The organism is Nocardiopsis quinghaiensis, from assembly GCF_008638365.1.
GTDB classification, from domain to species: Bacteria; Actinomycetota; Actinomycetes; order Streptosporangiales; family Streptosporangiaceae; genus Nocardiopsis; species Nocardiopsis quinghaiensis.
Genome location: NZ_VWVU01000003.1, coordinates 156198 through 171044, shown reverse-complemented (window position 1 = coordinate 171044; position 14847 = coordinate 156198). Strand labels below are relative to the sequence as shown.

Sequence of the window (14847 nt, the reverse complement as noted above, 5' to 3'; positions counted from 1 at the left end):
GAGCGATACGTACTCATACGGACAGGGGCGGGCGGGGGTGTCCCCCGGCCCGCCCCGAACGCGTCAGGGCCGTACACGCCGGCCCCGGGACGACCGGATCAGAAGTCGAAGTCGTCGATGTTGTCGGCGTCGAAGACCGTCGGCGGGCCGAGCACGATCTCCCCGTCCTCCTCGACGATGAACTCGCCCAGGTCACCGGCGGTGAAGGACTCACCCTCGGCACCGGTGATGCGTCCGGCCTTGAGCGAGGCACCGGCGTATCCGGCCAGGTAGCCCAGCTCCTCGGGGTTCCACAGCGCGAACGCCTCGACCGTGTCGTCCTTCACGAACTCGCGCATCTGGTTGGGGGTGCCCAGGCCGGTGATGGCGACCTCACCCTTGTACTCGGAGTCGCTGATGTAGCGCGCCGCCGCGGCGATGCCCACGGTGGTCGGCGAGACCACGCCGTCCAGGTCGGGGTGGGACTGCATCAGGCCCTGCATCTCCTGGAAGGACTGCAGGTCGTCGTCGTTGCCGTAGACGGTGTCGACCAGTTCCAGGTCTGCGTACTCCTCCTCGGTCAGCACCTCCTCCATCGCGGCGATCCAGGAGTTCTGGTTGGTCGCGTTGGGGGTGGCCGACAGGATGGCGAACGTGCCCTCCCCGCCGATCTGCTCGGAGATCATCTCCACCAGCGTGCGGCCGATCAGCTCGTCGGAGGACTGGTTGACGAAGATGTCGGTGCAGTTGGCGTCGGAGTCGTAGCCGACGATGGCGGCGCCGTTGTCCCTGGCCTGGTCGAGCGAGGGGCACACCGCGTCGGGGTCGTTGGCGGCGATGACGATGACGTCGCTGCCCGCCTGGCTGGCGGCGTTGATGTACTCCACCTGCGAGTCGGCGGTGGGCTCGGTGCCGCCCCGCTCGGTGAACTCGCCGTTCAGCTCCTCGACGGCGTTGGCGCCGCCCGCGTTGACGATGTCGGAGTAGGGGTTGTTGAGCTGCTTGGGCAGGAAGTCGATCTTGAGGCCCTCGGGAATCTCGGCGTCCGGGTCGGCGGTGCCGGTCGGACCCGAGTTCTCCTCCTCCTCGGCGTCGTCGATGGTGGTGCCGCCACAGGCGGCGGTCATCAGCACGGCGAACGCGGACGCTGCCAGGAGCAGGTGGCGTGGACGGGGCTCAGTCATGGTGCTTCTCCCTTGGTGGGGGCGGACGCGGAAAATGACGCGGACGCCGGTACTGGGTCCGGACCCGGGGTGGACGCGCGGCTGGCGCGCACCCGGGCCACGAGGTTGGGGGTGACGACGGAGGCGATGAGGATCAGGCCGGTGACGATCTGCAGGACCTCGCTGCTGATGCCGAACAGCTGCAGGGCGTTGCGGATGGCGCCGAGCAGCACCACGCCGCACATCACGCCGAGGATCGAGCCGATCCCGCCGAAGATGGACACGCCGCCGAGCAGGACGGCGGCCACCACCTGCAGCTCCAGGCCGAAGGCGGTGTCGGCGCGCGAGGTGCCGTACTGCAGGGTCCAGAAGACCCCGGCGCCGGAGGCGACCACGCCGCTGAGCGTGAACAGCCAGAACTTGGTCCAGCGCACCGACACCCCGGTGAAGCGGGCGGCCTCGTCGTTGTTGCCGATGTCGAACAGGGACCGGCCGAAGGCGGTGGCGTGCAGCAGCACCCCGAAGAGCACGGCCAGGAGCAGGATCGCCACGGCGATCCACGGCAGGCCCTCGATTCCCAGGAAGGGCGCGCGGACACCGCTGACCCAGCCCCGGGGGTAGCTGGCCACGGCCCGGTCGCCCAGCAGCACGTAGGCCAGGCCCCGGTACAGGGCCATGGTGCCGATGGTCACGGCCAGGGACGGCAGTCCGCACACGGTGACCAGGAACCCGTTGAAGGCTCCCAGGACCGCGCCGACGGCCAGGCAGATCCACAGCGCCGTCTCGATGGGTACTCCGGACTCCCAGAGCACGCCCAGGGTGGCGCTGCTCAGAGCCAGGGTGCTGGCCACCGACAGGTCGATCTCACTGGTGATGACGATGAGCGTCATCGGCAGGGCCATCAGGGCGATGGCCGCCACGCTCAGCACCAGGAAGTCGATGTTGCGTCCGGTGGCGAACATGTCCACGAACAGGCCGGCGCCCAGCAGGGTGACGATGAGCGCGCCCACGACCGGAGTCTCCCGGGCCGACAGCAGCGACCGGATCCGGGGGGCGGGTCGCTGCCCGGCCGGAGCCGGGGCGCCCTCGGGGGCCCGGTCCGGGACGGGTGCGGTGACGGTGGGTTCAGGCGCCACGGGCACCTCCTCCTCGAAGCTTGCGCGCCGTACGCAGCGCGAGCAGCCGGTCCAGGCCGATGGCGGCCAGGATGAGCGCGCCCACCACGGCCTGGTGCCAGAACTGGTTGATCTGCCAGATGGGCAGGGCGGCGGTGATGGTGGTGAGCAGGACCGCGCCGAGCGCGGCGCCGTAGACGGTGCCCACGCCGCCCGCGATGGCCACACCGCCGACCACGGCCGCGGCGACGACCTGCAGTTCCATGCCGGTGCCCACGGTGGAGTCGACGGTGCCGTAGCGGGCGGCGAACAGCACCCCGGCCAGCCCGGCCAGGGCGCCGTTGGCGGCGAAGGCCAGGGCGACGCGGCGCGCCGCGGGGATGCCCGAAAGCCGTGCCGCGTCGGCGTTGGAGCCGATCGCGTACAGCTCCCGTCCCGAGCGGTAGCGGGCGAGGTAGAAGCCCACCGCGGCGACCACCGCGATGGCGATCGCGGCGGGCAGCGGCACCCCGAGGACGCTGAAGCTGCCCAGGAGCAGGAAGGCGTCGGGCATGTCGTGGGCGTTGACCTGTCCGCCGTCGGCCCACCAGTGGTTGAGGCCGCGGTAGGCGTACAGGGTGCCCAGGGTGACGACGAGGGCGGGAACCCGGGCGGTGGTGACCAGCAGGCCGTTGAGCAGCCCGCACACCAGGCCGATGAGGACACCGGCGAGCATGACGACGGGGACGGGCAGGCCGGGGAAGGTCACGAAGAGGATGCCGGTGCCGAAGGCCGACAGCCCCATCACCGAGCCGACCGACAGGTCGACGTTCCTGGTGATGAGGACCAGGGCCTGGCCGACGGCGAGGACGGACAGGACGGTGGCGCCCAGGAACAGGTCGTGTACGCCCTGGCTGGACAGGAACCCCGGGTTGTACAGCCAGGTGGCGAAGATGAGGATCGCCACGGCCAGGAGCACGCCGAGTTCGCGGAACTGGCGCTGGCCGCGCGCGGGACGGCCCTCGGCCCGGGGCGGTGCCCCTGCGGTGGAGGCTTCGGGGGCGGCGCTGGGTGCGTTCATCAGGCGGCCTCGCTCGGTCGCTGTCCGGTGGCCGCGTACATGACCGACTCCTCGTCGGCCTCGTCGCGGTCGAGTTCGGCGGTGACCCGGCCCTCGTGCATGACCAGGACCCGGTCGGCCATCCCCAGGACCTCGGGGAGTTCGCTGGAGACCATGACGATGGCCAGCCCCTGACCCGCCAGGGTGGAGAGCAGGCGGTGGACCTCGGCCTTGGTGCCCACGTCGATGCCGCGCGTGGGCTCGTCCACGAACAGCACGCGGGGCTCGGTGGAGAGCCACTTGGCCAGGACGACCTTCTGCTGGTTGCCGCCGGAGAGGGTGGAGACCGAGTCGGTGAGCCCGCCGAACTTGAGGTTGAGGCGCTCGCCCCACTCGCGGGCGGAGTCGCGTTCGGTTCGCCGGCGCAGCAGTCCGAGCCTGCTGAGCGGTCCTCGGCGGGTGGCGGTGGCGTTGCGCTCGATGGAGGACTCCATGACCAGGCCCTGCTGGCGGCGGTCCTCGGGCACCAGGGCGACTCCGGCGTCCATGGCGGCCTTGGGCCTTCCCGGGGGCAGGGGCCTGCCCTCCACGCGCACGGTGCCGGCGTCGTAGCGGTCCACGCCGAACACGGCGCGGATGACCTCGCTGCGTCCGGCTCCGACCAGTCCGGCCAGGGCGACGATCTCCCCCGCGCGCACCTCGAAGGACACGTCGGCGAACACACCGTGGCGGGTCAGGCCGTCGACCTCCAGTACGGTCTCGCCGTGTTCGGCGTCCTCCTTGGGGTAGAGGCTGCTGACATCGCGGCCGACCATGCGCCGCACGACGGTGTCCACGTCCAGCTCCGTGGTGGGATCGCAGGAGACGAACGCGCCGTCGCGGACCACGGTGATGCGGTCGCACAGCGAGAAGACCTCGTCGAAGCGGTGGGAGATGAACAGCAGCGCCGCCCCGGAGTCGCGCAGTGTGCGGGCCACGGTGAACAGGCGCTCGGCCTCCACGCCGGACAGGGCGGCGGTGGGCTCGTCCATGACCAGTACCCGCGCCTGGCGGGTGAGGGCCTTGGCGATCTCCACGAGCTGCTGGTCGGCGATGGAGAGTCCGCGCGCGGGGCGGTCGGGGTCCATGTGGACCCCCAGGCGTGTGAAGACCTCCTCGGTGTCCCGGCGCATCCGCCCGCGGTCGATGGTGCGCAGGCGGGTGCGGGGCTGGCGGCCGACGAAGATGTTCTCGGCCACCGACAGGTCGGGGAACAGGGTGGGTTCCTGGTAGATGACCGCGACCCCGGCGCGCTGGGCGTCCACGGGTGCGGCGAACTCGGTGGGACGTCCGTCCACCAACACCTGCCCGCCGTCAGGTCGGTGCACCCCTGCGATGACCTTGACCAGGGTGGATTTGCCCGCCCCGTTCTCGCCGACCATCGCGTGGATCTCTCCGGAGCGCAGTTCCAGGGACAGCCCCCGCAGGGCCCTGACGCTCCCGAAGGACTTGGTGACATCGACCAGGGCGAGGGGTGGGGGGACCTCTGCTGGGTCCACGTGCGCCCTCCTTCTCCGGTGCCGGTCCGGCGTTGTTACCGGACTCGGAAAAAACGTTTTAATATGAAGTGGATGTTAAGTGTCACACACCATACCGTCAAGGGGATCCCCAAGAGTTCGCAGGTATCGCCCTGGTAACGAGTTCTGGCGCCGAGCCGGATCGACCCGCGCACGAGGGGTCATCACACCTCTGGGACGCGAAGGTTATTGACACGTTTCAATCCGGGTGTGAGCATGATGGCCCCCGGCCACGGGGCCATGTACACGTCCTGGAGATGGCGGCCGGGTCAGTACGATGCGACGCGTCGTCACCTGACGGCCCGTCCGCACACGCCCGGGAGAAGCCCCTTGTCCACCAGGTCCCGATCCACCCACCGCGTCGTGGGTATCACCGAGGTCGCCCGGCACGCCGGGGTCTCCCCCGGCACCGTGTCCAACGTCCTCAACCGCCCCGAGCGTGTCGCCGAGGCTACCCGGCTCAGGGTCGAGTCGGCCATCGCCGAACTCGACTACGTGCGAAACTCCTCCGGCAGCAGCCTGAGGTCGGGCCGCAGCGCGTCGGTGGGACTGCTCGTCCTGGACGTCACGAACCCCTTCTTCACCGAGGTGGCACGCGGCGTGGAGGACGAGGCGGCCGAATCGGGGCTGGCCGTGGTGCTGCTCAACTCCGCCGAGGCCCACGAGCGCCAGCAGCGCAACGTGCGCCTGCTCGCCGAGCAGCGCGCGGCCGGAGCCGTCGTGATGCCCGTCGACGACGACCTCTCCGACCTTCTGTGGCTGAACCGCCAGGGCACTTCCTGGGTGGCCCTGGACCGGGGCGACGTCGCCGAGGACGTCGGGTGCAGCGTCAGCGTGGACAACCACGCCGGAGGCATGGCCGCCGGGCGGCACCTGATCGGGCTGGGACACGAGAGGGTCACCTTCCTGACCGGTCCCTTCGCCATCGAACAGGTACGCCGCCGCCACGAGGGGCTGCGCGCCGCCTTCGAGGAGGCCGGGATGGACCCCGGCACCGCGGTGCGCGTGGTCGAGCAGCCCCTGCTCAACCCCGCGCAGGGCGAGCGGGCCGTGGACACGATCCTGGCCGGAGGACCCCGGCAGCGCCCGCAGGCGGTGTTCTGCGCCAACGACCAGCTGGCACTCGGCGTGATGAAGGGCCTGGGCCAGCGCGGTCTGCGCGTGCCCGACGACATGTCGGTGGTCGGCTACGACAACGTCGACATCGCCGACCTGGTCCATCCCGGGCTGACCACCGTGGCCCAGCCCAAGTACGAGCTGGGCCGCGCGGCGATGCGGCTGCTGGACTCGGAACTGAACGAGGCCGACCACGTCCACGAGCGGGTGCTGTTCACACCCGAGCTGGTGGTGCGGGGTTCCACGGCCGTCTACCGGCCCTGACCCGGCCCGGGCCCCGCCTTGGAACGCGACGGGGCCGATCCCACCCCCGGAGGAGACCGTCATGACCACCACAGCGCGGACCGCCGACGGCACCGGCACCCGGCGTCCCAGGCCCACGGTCGGCCTGGTCGCCGGAGGGCTGGGCGCCTACTGGCCGCAGTTCCCCGATCTGCTCCCCCAGCTGCGCGCCTCCGCCGAGACGGTCTCACGCAGGATGCGGGACTTCGACGCCGAGGTGGTCGACACCGGGTTCGTCTCCGACGCCGAGGAGGGCAGGGCGGCGGCCGACCGTCTGCGCGCGGCCGACTGCGACCTCGTCGTCTGCTTCCTGACCACCTACATGACCTCGTCCATGGTGGCGCCGATCGCCCAGCGCTGCCAGGCTCCGGTGCTGTTCATCAACCTGCAGCCGACCGAGTCCATGGACCACGCCACGTTCGACACCGGGCAGTGGCTGGCCTACTGCGGGGCCTGTCCGCTGCCGGAGATGGCCAACCTGTTCGAGCGGCTCGGGGTGGACTTCCGGTCGGTGTCGGGCTACCTGGAGGACGAGCGGGCCTGGGAGCGGATCGGCCGGTGGATCCGCGCGGCCGGGGTGCGCTCGACCATGCGCGACGCCCGGCACGGGCTCATGGGGCACCTGTACCCCGGGATGATGGACGTCTCCACCGATCCCACCCTCATCACCCGCAACTTCGGCGGGCATGTGGAGGTCCTGGAGTTCGACGACCTGCGCGAGCGCGTGCCCGGGTCCGAGGAGGCGTCCGTCGCTGCCAAGCTGGCCGAGGCACGCGAGGTGTTCGAGCTGACCGAGTCGGTGGTCGAGGACGAGCTGCGCTGGGGTGCCCGGGTGGCGGTGGGCCTGGACCGCCTGGTGGAGGACTTCTCCCTGGACAGCCTGTCGTACTACCACCGCGGGCTGGCCGGTGAACTGCACGAGCGGCTCGGTGCCGGGATGATCCTGGGGGCGTCCCTGCTGACCGCGCGCGGGGTTCCGGCCGTGGGTGAGTACGAACTGCGTACCTGCATGGCGATGCTGATGATGGACCGGCTCGGCGGAGGCGGGTCCTTCACGGAGCTGCAGGCGCTGGACTTCACCCGGGGCCACGTCGAGATGGGGCACGACGGCCCGGCGCACCTGGCCATCAGCGCACGGAAGCCGCTGCTGAGGGGGCTGGGCGTCTACCACGGCAAGCGCGGATACGGCGTGTCGGTGGAGTTCGACGTGACGAAGGGCCCGGTGACCCTGTTCGGGGTCATCCAGCGCAGGAACGGTTCGTTCGCGCTGCTCACCGCCGAGGGACGCACGGGTGACGGGCCGCTGCTGCGGATCGGGAACACGACCTCGCGGGTGGACTTCGGGTGCGATCCGGGTGAGTGGATGGACGCCTGGAGCGCCACGGGGATCTCGCACCACTGGGCACTGGGCGTGGGGCACCACGCGGCGCAGGTCAGGGCGGTGGCGGAGCTGATGGGGTTGGAGTTCGTCCAGCTCAAGCTCTGAGCCCGGCAGCACGACACGGAAGACCCCCGTTCCAGCGGATGGAGCGGGGGTCGCGTCGTTCGAGGGGCTGAGGGGCGAGGGGCTGGGGCGTTACTTCCGGCCGGTCACCAGAGTGACCAGGGAGGTCCACTCACGGCGGCCGAAGCTGAGGTGGCCCAATTCCCGGTTCTGCGTATCCCGAACGTCTGCCCCGTCCTGACGTTCACAGACCTCGACGCAGTGAGACGAGTTCTCACTGTAAGTCGCCTTGTGCCAGGGGTTCATAGCAGGCTCTCCAACAGCTTCACAGAGTGATCAACGGGGAGGGAACGAGCTAAAGCGTCCCTCACCAGGGAGCTTATCCGTTCCATGTGCGCAGGCTTCTCATAGACCAAGTTGCCTGCACCGTGATCGGAGGCCGCGATCACAGAGCCGTCAGGCAGGCGGTACAGCTGGACAGGAGCAACCAGGTCCAGTACCAGTGAACCCACCGGAATCATATGGACGTGGAACTTTCCCCGGTCCACCAAAGACAACAACCGTTTCACCTGATCCACACGCACCTCGTCCGAGACCCAGCGAAGAGCGGACTCGGGGAACACAGCGGTCACGAAGGGATCGTTCTTCGCCACCAACGCATCGAAACGACCAACTCGCAGTTGCGCGAGTCGTTCGATGTCCTCCTGTGAGGCTGTCGGACGACCCGAGCGGAACACCAGCCTCGCGTAGGCGTGGGACTGCACCAGGCCTGGAACCACCGACACGGTAACGGTGTCGATCGATACTGCTTTGTCTTCCGCTGAACCGGCTGACCTCATCCAGATGGGCACAGGAGAGCCGCTGGTTTCGGTCTGCCACGCCCGAACCAGCTGGCCGCGACCGTCCAGCAACCTGTCCAAGGCCTCCACTGTCGCGCGGCGGGGGAACACCTCCCCGTTTTCCCAGCGCGAGACAGAAGACGCAACCTTGCCCAAATCGGATGCAACTTCCGTTTGAGTGAGGCCGGATAGTTCTCGCAGCTTGCACAGCATGGCCGTGAAGTTTTCCTCAGTCACAGGGCAAAGCTATCCGGGAATGTGCACTCACAACCATCACTTTGCGGTTAGCTTCGTATGACTGTGGAAATCGAAATTCCCAGAAGAGCCTGGGGGCATGAACGGAACCAGGAAGTTCTCTGAAGACATGTTCACTGCGGCCGTCGCCGCCTTCGAAGGCCAGCGCGGCCTGGCATTCACCGTCGAGTGGCGGCGCTTCCCCTGGACCTACGGCCTGGAGGTCGAGCGTGCGCTGGTCGGCCCCTCCTACCTGGGCAACGTCGCCATCGGCCTCAAGGACGGCTTCTCCTGGGCCTACGAGGACCAGCACGGCGAGTGGAAGTACGTGCAGCGCGACCGTCTCGACATTCTCGTCGAAGCAGTCATACGGGACAGGGCGGGATTCCAGCCGCCGCTGCCGAGCCGTTCCGCTTACCAACAGGTCCGAGCAACAAAATAGGTTCTGACGGACATGATCCGAGAAATCGGAAGCAGAAACAGATCCCGTGCTCCGCCGACACCGGTGAGGAGACGCGGCGCTGCGCCGCCCTCAGTACGCACACCCGGCTCCGGATCGGACGGCAGGAGCCGCCGGCCCGCGGCGTCCGCAGCTCCTCCGACGGTCAGGCCGGGTACGCCGACGGCCCCGGCATCCGTCCTCGTCCGAGGACCTCCAGGTCGGTGCACATCGCCGAAAATTAGGCGTTCTGCACACCTTGTGGCGATACGTCACTACACATAGCATCAGGGCGACCTCACCGGGTCACAAAAATATCAGCACCCTTACCCCCGGGAGACCCCCATGCTGAGACGCGTTCTCACACCCCTGCTGATCGCCCTGTGCGCGCTGGCGCTGACGCTGGTGGGTACCGCACCAGCCACCGCGGCGCCCGCGGAGCAGTCCCAGTCGCTGCGCCAGACCGTCCTGTACTACGACGCCAGCCGGGCCGCGGAGTACACCTCCGCCGTCTCCTCGGCCGTGCGCGTGTGGAACTCCAGCGTCAGCAACGTTCGCCTGGAGCCGGCCTCCGCCGGACGGCGCGCCGAGATCCGCATCATCGCCGACAACGGCTGGCCCCGCGCCCACCTGGGCCCGGTGCGCCCGGGCGGTCAGGTCACCGTCTGGATGGGCCGCCAGGGCACCGCCGAAGGCTACGACGCGGTGCGCATCGCCGCACACGAGCTCGGCCACAGCCTGGGCCTGCCCGACGTCAAGCCCGGCCCCTGCTCGTCGCTGATGTCGGGCTCCACCGGCGGCGTGAACTGCACCAACCCCTACCCCAACGCCTCCGAGCGCTCGCGGGTCGAGGCCTACTACGGCAGCGGCCTGACCGGCCAGCACGCCACCGACGGGCAGCTCCTGGTCGACCACGCCTGACCAGGCGCACCGGCTCCGGAACCAACGGCCTTCGGCGCCGGCCCGCACCGACGGGCCGGCGCCGAAGGCGTCACGCTCCCGTTGCGCTCGCGTGACATCGGCCGGCGGGGGCGGCGGGAAGGCTCCATCGCGGCTTCCCGCCCGTCCAGCGACGGACACGTACTCGTACCCGACCCTCTGGGAGATTGAAAGAGCCCTGGCCCGCGAAAGTAATGCCAAAAACAATCAAACGCCTGGTGGGAGCACTCCCGAGGTAGTTCTCCCACCATATTGAGTTGACACCCGGACGGAGTCGAAGATAGGTTCCACATCGCCGATTCACTGCAGAGTGGGCGCGTCCCTCTGATTTCCTTTTCAACACCCGGCAGTCGCACGAAGCGCTCCATTCCTCAATCGAGACCCGCCGAAAGAAAGGCTGGTACACAGGGTGCCCGTCCCTGCCACCGAAGAAAGGGCGCACCTTGGGAGGGGCAGCCCGACGGCCCTGCTCAGGGCTCGGAGGGAATGGATTTTCTTCGGCACCCTATGGAAGTCCCACCCGAGGCTGACCGCGATGTGGTGGGCACTGATCCTGTTGCAGGGGATTCTTCCCGCCGGCTTCGTCGTGGCGGTCGGAGTTCTCGATGGTCCAGTGCTCGCGCGGGTGGGCGGCAGGATCAGCGGGAGCGGCCCCGTGGGCGCCGGGCTGGTGACGGCGTGGACCGTCGTCCGGGCCGCGCGCTGCCCGCCCGCCATCGGCGGCCCCGCTTTCCGGTGCGTCCCGTGAGCGTGTGAGAGCGGGGTTCGCGCGCTCCACCACCTGCCCTGGGACGGTCTGTCACCAGAGGTGCTTCACGATGATCTCGGCGTCATTGGCCTGGTGCTGGTACCGGTCGGGGTAGGCCGAGCGCTGCACTCCCTGGGCTACGTCACCGATCGGCTCGTCGGCCCAGCTCCCGCCGGGGTAGACACGGTCCATCTCGTCGTAGAAGGCGGCGGTGGCCCAACTGGGGTCGAGCCGCTGCTCATGCGAGCCGTAGTGGTCGCGCTGCTGGAACAGGCCGACGCTGTCGCGGTCACCCCCCGGGTTGTTGTACAGGTGGGTCTCGACGATGACGGTGGCGACCGCGATGGTGGCGCCCTGCTGATCCATGCCGCGCTCCTGCGCCGTCGCGACCACCTCACGGGCGTGGGAGACGCGGTCGTCGGTCATGTGGCCGGCCATGTCGTCGTTCAACTCGCTGTTGAGGGCCTCGGCGGCCGCTTCGTCCGCGTCGGTGTCCTCACCGGAGCCGTCGTTGGAGGCCAGCGTCACGCACGTGTCCTCGGAGCAGTCGGGGGCACCGAGCGTGTCCGCGGCGGCGGTGCCCGGTCCGGCCAAGAGCAGTCCTGAGGTGAGCAGCAGGCTTGAAGTCGCGGTAAACGTGAGCTTGGGTATCGATCCTGTAAATTTCACGAGTGCAATCTATGCGATGACCAGCCCTTTGAAGAGGCATGAAACCATCCCGATGGGGTGGGAAAGACAACACCAAGTCCGAGCAACCTCGTGGGTCGGCGGCATACAGCGTGCCCGCGCGCCCCGAAGCACCGCCACCGGCGAGACCAGCGCGAACGTGACCGAGACGGCTCCCGTCCGGCCCGAGCACGCCCGGGTCGACAAGGCCAAGGACACGTTGGATTACTCGGCGTCGGGCTCCCCTGTGGCGGGCGCGCTCGCGGCGTCAGGCCACCGCCCGCGGCCCGGTCGCCGCGGCGACCGGGCCGCGGAGCGCGGCACCGCGGCGGGGCGTCAGACCACCGTGAACGTGACGCTGGCGAAGCGCGGGTCGGCCTCGGTGACGGCCGCCGCCTCCGCCAGCGGCCCCGGGGCCACCCGGACCACGGGCACCTCGTCACCGGTCCAGGCCTGGTCCGGCAACTGCCGCAGCGTCTCGGTCACGTCGAAGGAGAGCCTGGTGCCGTCGGGGTGTGCGGCCCGGGGTCCGACGTTCTCGAAGAACGTCAGGTGGCCCACGAAGGCGGGCCCGTCGGGGTCGGTGTCCGACTCGTCCTCGCCGAGGAAGACGAGGAAGGTGGTACACGGTGCCGCGTCGGCGCGCACCCCCTCGAAGGTGAGCACGACCCGGTCGCCGGATTCCACCGCGGCCTCGATGGTGTCCGCGTCGCTCCTCCCGATACCGGGTGAGAGGGCGATCGGCTCGGCGCCCAGGTACGTCACCTCGTCGGCGACCGAGAACGTGGCCGCCCCCTGCGGCATCCCGGCGACGAGGAAGGCCGACGGTGCCTCGCCGGTGCCCGTGCCGTCGGTCAGCGACTCGTACGTGTAGGCGCCCCGGGGAAAGGTGAAGACCGGGCCCTCCAGCGTGTGTCGGCCGCCGTTCTCGTCGCGTAGCAGGTAGGGCAGGTCGGGGTCGTCGGTCGCGTGTTTCGGGCGCACCTCGGGCCACCGCCAGGCGAGGGGCACCTGGTGCCTGGTCAGCCAGGCGGCCCAGAAGCGGTCGACGTTGGCGTGGTGCAGCCAGAACACCGGGTCCCCGGCGGCCGTCGGCACCGCGCCCATCAGGCCGCCGGTGCTGCCGTGCACCTGGCCGTGCGGGGAGCCCTCCAACACCCGGGAGAAGCCGGCGTGGCCGATCTCCTGCTCCTCCGGCAGCCAGAAGAACTCCTCCCGCATCGCGGCGGCCGGGTCGACCACGTCGAGGGGCATGGGCTTATCTCCCAGGCAGCGCCCTTCCTTGTCGACCGGCAGGTAAAGCGGGTTGTCCTCCTCCTCCTGGCCCTGGGGGTTGTGAATCCGGCGCTGCCGGAAGGGCAGCGGGACCCTGCGCCACTCCTCCGAGGCCTCCGGGGTGCCGCCGGGCACCAGGTGCGCGTAGTTCCAGTACGGCAGTGCCCAGTCGGCCATGCTGTCCTGGTCCAGCTCGGTGACGATGACGTTTCGCACGATCCGTTCGAAGTAGTACAGGTACCAGCGGTGCCAGGGCAGGAAGTACCGGTCCCCGTGCGGGCACTGGTGCCACTCGGGGGGATCGTTCCGCTCCCGCTGGGGCTTGCCGTGCGTGTACCACTGGAACCGCCAGGAGCTCGGATCGGTCTGCTGCTGCCTCTTCATCCAGCCGACGGCCTTGGCGTACCAGTACAGCTCCGGCGCCCAGGCTCCCGTCCCGGCGTCGAACAGGCCGGCCACGTCCCTGCGTACGAACCGGCTCTGCGGCGGCTGCGCGAGGCCCGCCCGCAGCTGTGGTGCGGCCGCGGCGGCCGACTGGGGCAGTCCCGCGGAGAGGACAACGGCCCCCGTTCCCGCGAGCAGGGAGCGCCTGGACACATGCATGTGGTTCCTCCGGGGTGGTCCGGGTGGTTCAGGTGGTTCGGGCGAGCTCGCGCAGGCGGCCGATGGGAGCCTTCGCTTGCGCGCAATAGTTACCTTCCGCCACCAGACAATCACGCCGAGGGGCGAGGGGCTGGAGGCTCCCCGGAAACCACCGGGACCCGAAAGAAGGCTGTACATGCCTTTTACCTGCGCGGACGCACAATCATGGAGAACCGCTGCCCTTCCGGAGCGCATGTGGTCCGGTGTCCCTCCACCGGCCACAGCCCACCCGGAGCATTCACCGTGGGTGACGGCCTGAGTGCACGACAGGCGGCAGTGGCCAACGTTTCCGCGGGCCGGGAGGCAGGCCGGTCAACGTCTTCCGGACGCGGACGCGGACGCGGACGCGGACGGTCCGGGTCAACGGGTCCTCACGGTCCGGACGGGCCCTCAGGCCGCGGGCCCGGTCGCCCGCGCGACGTATCCCGCGATCATGCGGTAGGTCTCCCGCGCCGCGTCGTCGTGGCTCACGTCGTACCCGTGGTCGCGGCCGCGCACCTCGTGGAGCGCGACGAGCGCGCCGACCCGTTCGAGCCGTTCGGCGTACCGGACCCCCTCCGCTCGGAGGATGTCGTGCTCGGCGACGACGACCACGGCGGGCGCGATGCCGGTGAGGTCGGCCGTGTCGTCCGAGGCCGCCGGGGAGGCGAGCCGGTCCCGGCCCGCCTCCGGGTTCGGGACGTAGCAGGTGCTGAAGACCTCCCCCATCCAGGGCCGCAGCATGGGCCGGTCGATGGGCGAGGGCTTGTCCTCCGTCCGGACCGTCAGGTCCAGCGACGGGTAGTGCAGCACCTGCAGCGTGACCAGGGGGGCGCCGCTCTCCAGATCCAGCCGCGCGGCCGCCGCGGCCAGGGCTCCGCCCGCGCTCTGCCCGCCGACGGTCAGCCGGTCACCGTCCCAGCCGTGGTCGCCGCCGTGGGCCGCCACCCACCGCACGACCTCGTACACCTGGTGGGGCGGTGCCGGGAACGGGTGCCGCGGGGCGACCGCGTAGTCCACGTTCAGCACGACGGCCCCGGCCTCGGACGCCAGCACACGGCACAGCGGGTCGTCCATGTCCGTCCACCCCAGCACGAAGCCCCCGCCGTGCAGGTTGACGTGCACCGCCGGGGTCCGGGGACCGGGCTCGGGGCGGTAGACGGTGACGCGCACCGGTCCGTGCGCGGTGGGCACGGTGAGCGACTCGATCCTTCGCGGGTACTCGGGGAGCCTCGCGTGGGCGCGCCGGGTCGCGCGTCCCGCGGCCAGCGCCATGCCCGCCTGCATCGAACGGGCCACCAGGCGCGCCACCCACGGTCGCCTCATGATCGTCATAGCGCGCCACGGTACCAGCGGCGCCGCTCGGAGGCGCTCGCGGTCCCGGGCGGCGGA

At 70.0% G+C, this 14847-nt stretch carries 13 protein-coding genes; 4 read left to right on the top strand and 9 right to left on the bottom strand.

Annotated features, from left to right (window positions below; translation table 11 throughout):
• Nucleotides 1-98 precede the first annotated feature (98 nt).
• Genes rhaS through FYX01_RS09540 form a run of 4 tightly spaced genes read right to left on the bottom strand, consistent with a single transcriptional unit; the run spans nucleotide 99 to nucleotide 4834 of the window.
• Nucleotides 99-1163: a rhamnose ABC transporter substrate-binding protein gene (rhaS, locus tag FYX01_RS09555; protein WP_150239674.1), complete on the bottom strand. Its 1065-nt coding sequence runs from the start codon at nucleotides 1161-1163 to the stop codon at nucleotides 99-101.
• Nucleotides 1160-2284 carry an ABC transporter permease gene (locus FYX01_RS09550; protein WP_150239672.1) on the bottom strand — a complete coding sequence of 375 codons (1125 nt, stop codon included), beginning with the start codon at nucleotides 2282-2284 and terminating at the stop codon, nucleotides 1160-1162. Before FYX01_RS09550 ends, rhaS begins: the two co-directional genes overlap by 4 nt.
• On the bottom strand, nucleotides 2268-3317 hold the full coding sequence (locus FYX01_RS09545) for an ABC transporter permease (protein WP_190394251.1): 1050 nt from the start codon (nucleotides 3315-3317) through the stop codon (nucleotides 2268-2270). Before FYX01_RS09545 ends, FYX01_RS09550 begins: the two co-directional genes overlap by 17 nt.
• Nucleotides 3317-4834 (bottom strand): sugar ABC transporter ATP-binding protein, encoded by a 1518-nt coding sequence (locus tag FYX01_RS09540; protein ID WP_150239670.1) that lies wholly within the window; start codon nucleotides 4832-4834, stop codon nucleotides 3317-3319. The genes FYX01_RS09545 and FYX01_RS09540 overlap by 1 nt, the downstream gene beginning before the upstream one ends.
• 348 nt (nucleotides 4835-5182) lie before the next feature.
• On the opposite strand from FYX01_RS09540, the gene FYX01_RS09535 reads away from it, so the two are divergent.
• Together FYX01_RS09535 and FYX01_RS09530 are read left to right on the top strand one after the other, a co-directional pair.
• Nucleotides 5183-6232, top strand: a complete 1050-nt coding sequence (locus tag FYX01_RS09535; protein WP_150239668.1) for a LacI family DNA-binding transcriptional regulator — start codon at nucleotides 5183-5185, stop codon at nucleotides 6230-6232.
• 61 nt (nucleotides 6233-6293) lie between these two features.
• A complete protein-coding gene (locus FYX01_RS09530; RefSeq protein ID WP_150239665.1) occupies nucleotides 6294-7736 on the top strand; it encodes an L-fucose/L-arabinose isomerase family protein in 1443 nt (480 codons plus the stop codon).
• A 90-nt stretch (nucleotides 7737-7826) separates the two neighbouring features.
• On the opposite strand, the gene FYX01_RS09525 is transcribed toward FYX01_RS09530, so the two are convergent.
• Together FYX01_RS09525 and FYX01_RS09520 are read right to left on the bottom strand one after the other, a co-directional pair.
• Nucleotides 7827-8000 carry a DUF397 domain-containing protein gene (locus tag FYX01_RS09525; RefSeq protein WP_150239663.1) on the bottom strand — a complete coding sequence of 58 codons (174 nt, stop codon included), beginning with the start codon at nucleotides 7998-8000 and terminating at the stop codon, nucleotides 7827-7829.
• On the bottom strand, nucleotides 7997-8770 hold the full coding sequence (locus tag FYX01_RS09520) for a helix-turn-helix domain-containing protein (RefSeq protein WP_150239661.1): 774 nt from the start codon (nucleotides 8768-8770) through the stop codon (nucleotides 7997-7999). Before FYX01_RS09520 ends, FYX01_RS09525 begins: the two co-directional genes overlap by 4 nt.
• A 97-nt stretch (nucleotides 8771-8867) precedes the next feature.
• On the opposite strand from FYX01_RS09520, the gene FYX01_RS09515 reads away from it, so the two are divergent.
• Nucleotides 8868-9209, top strand: coding sequence for a hypothetical protein (locus FYX01_RS09515; protein ID WP_150239659.1), 342 nt, complete (start codon nucleotides 8868-8870; stop codon nucleotides 9207-9209).
• 342 nt (nucleotides 9210-9551) lie between these two features.
• Nucleotides 9552-10127: a snapalysin family zinc-dependent metalloprotease gene (locus FYX01_RS09510; protein WP_150239657.1), complete on the top strand. Its 576-nt coding sequence runs from the start codon at nucleotides 9552-9554 to the stop codon at nucleotides 10125-10127.
• A gap of 817 nt (nucleotides 10128-10944) precedes the next feature.
• On the opposite strand, the gene FYX01_RS09500 is transcribed toward FYX01_RS09510, so the two are convergent.
• The 3 genes from FYX01_RS09500 to FYX01_RS09490 all read right to left on the bottom strand — a co-directional run bounded on the left by FYX01_RS09500 (nucleotide 10945) and on the right by FYX01_RS09490 (nucleotide 14790).
• Nucleotides 10945-11562, bottom strand: coding sequence for a hypothetical protein (locus FYX01_RS09500; RefSeq protein WP_223830377.1), 618 nt, complete (start codon nucleotides 11560-11562; stop codon nucleotides 10945-10947).
• Between the two features lie 333 nt (nucleotides 11563-11895).
• Nucleotides 11896-13437: a tyrosinase family protein gene (locus FYX01_RS09495; RefSeq protein ID WP_223830376.1), complete on the bottom strand. Its 1542-nt coding sequence runs from the start codon at nucleotides 13435-13437 to the stop codon at nucleotides 11896-11898.
• A 429-nt stretch (nucleotides 13438-13866) separates the two neighbouring features.
• Nucleotides 13867-14790: an alpha/beta hydrolase gene (locus FYX01_RS09490; protein WP_190394250.1), complete on the bottom strand. Its 924-nt coding sequence runs from the start codon at nucleotides 14788-14790 to the stop codon at nucleotides 13867-13869.
• Nucleotides 14791-14847: the final 57 nt, after the last annotated feature.

Excerpts from the sequence above, each read along its gene's own strand:
- rhaS (WP_150239674.1), bottom strand. The coding sequence starts at position 1,163 with ATGACTGAGCCCCGTCCACGCCACCTGCTCCTGGCAGCGTCCGCGTTC.
- FYX01_RS09545 (WP_190394251.1), bottom strand. The coding sequence starts at position 3,317 with ATGAACGCACCCAGCGCCGCCCCCGAAGCCTCCACCGCAGGGGCACCG.
- FYX01_RS09530 (WP_150239665.1), top strand. The coding sequence starts at position 6,294 with ATGACCACCACAGCGCGGACCGCCGACGGCACCGGCACCCGGCGTCCC.
- FYX01_RS09525 (WP_150239663.1), bottom strand. The coding sequence starts at position 8,000 with ATGAACCCCTGGCACAAGGCGACTTACAGTGAGAACTCGTCTCACTGC.
- FYX01_RS09515 (WP_150239659.1), top strand. The coding sequence starts at position 8,868 with ATGAACGGAACCAGGAAGTTCTCTGAAGACATGTTCACTGCGGCCGTC.
- FYX01_RS09510 (WP_150239657.1), top strand. The coding sequence starts at position 9,552 with ATGCTGAGACGCGTTCTCACACCCCTGCTGATCGCCCTGTGCGCGCTG.
- FYX01_RS09495 (WP_223830376.1), bottom strand. The coding sequence starts at position 13,437 with ATGCATGTGTCCAGGCGCTCCCTGCTCGCGGGAACGGGGGCCGTTGTC.
- FYX01_RS09490 (WP_190394250.1), bottom strand. The coding sequence starts at position 14,790 with ATGACGATCATGAGGCGACCGTGGGTGGCGCGCCTGGTGGCCCGTTCG.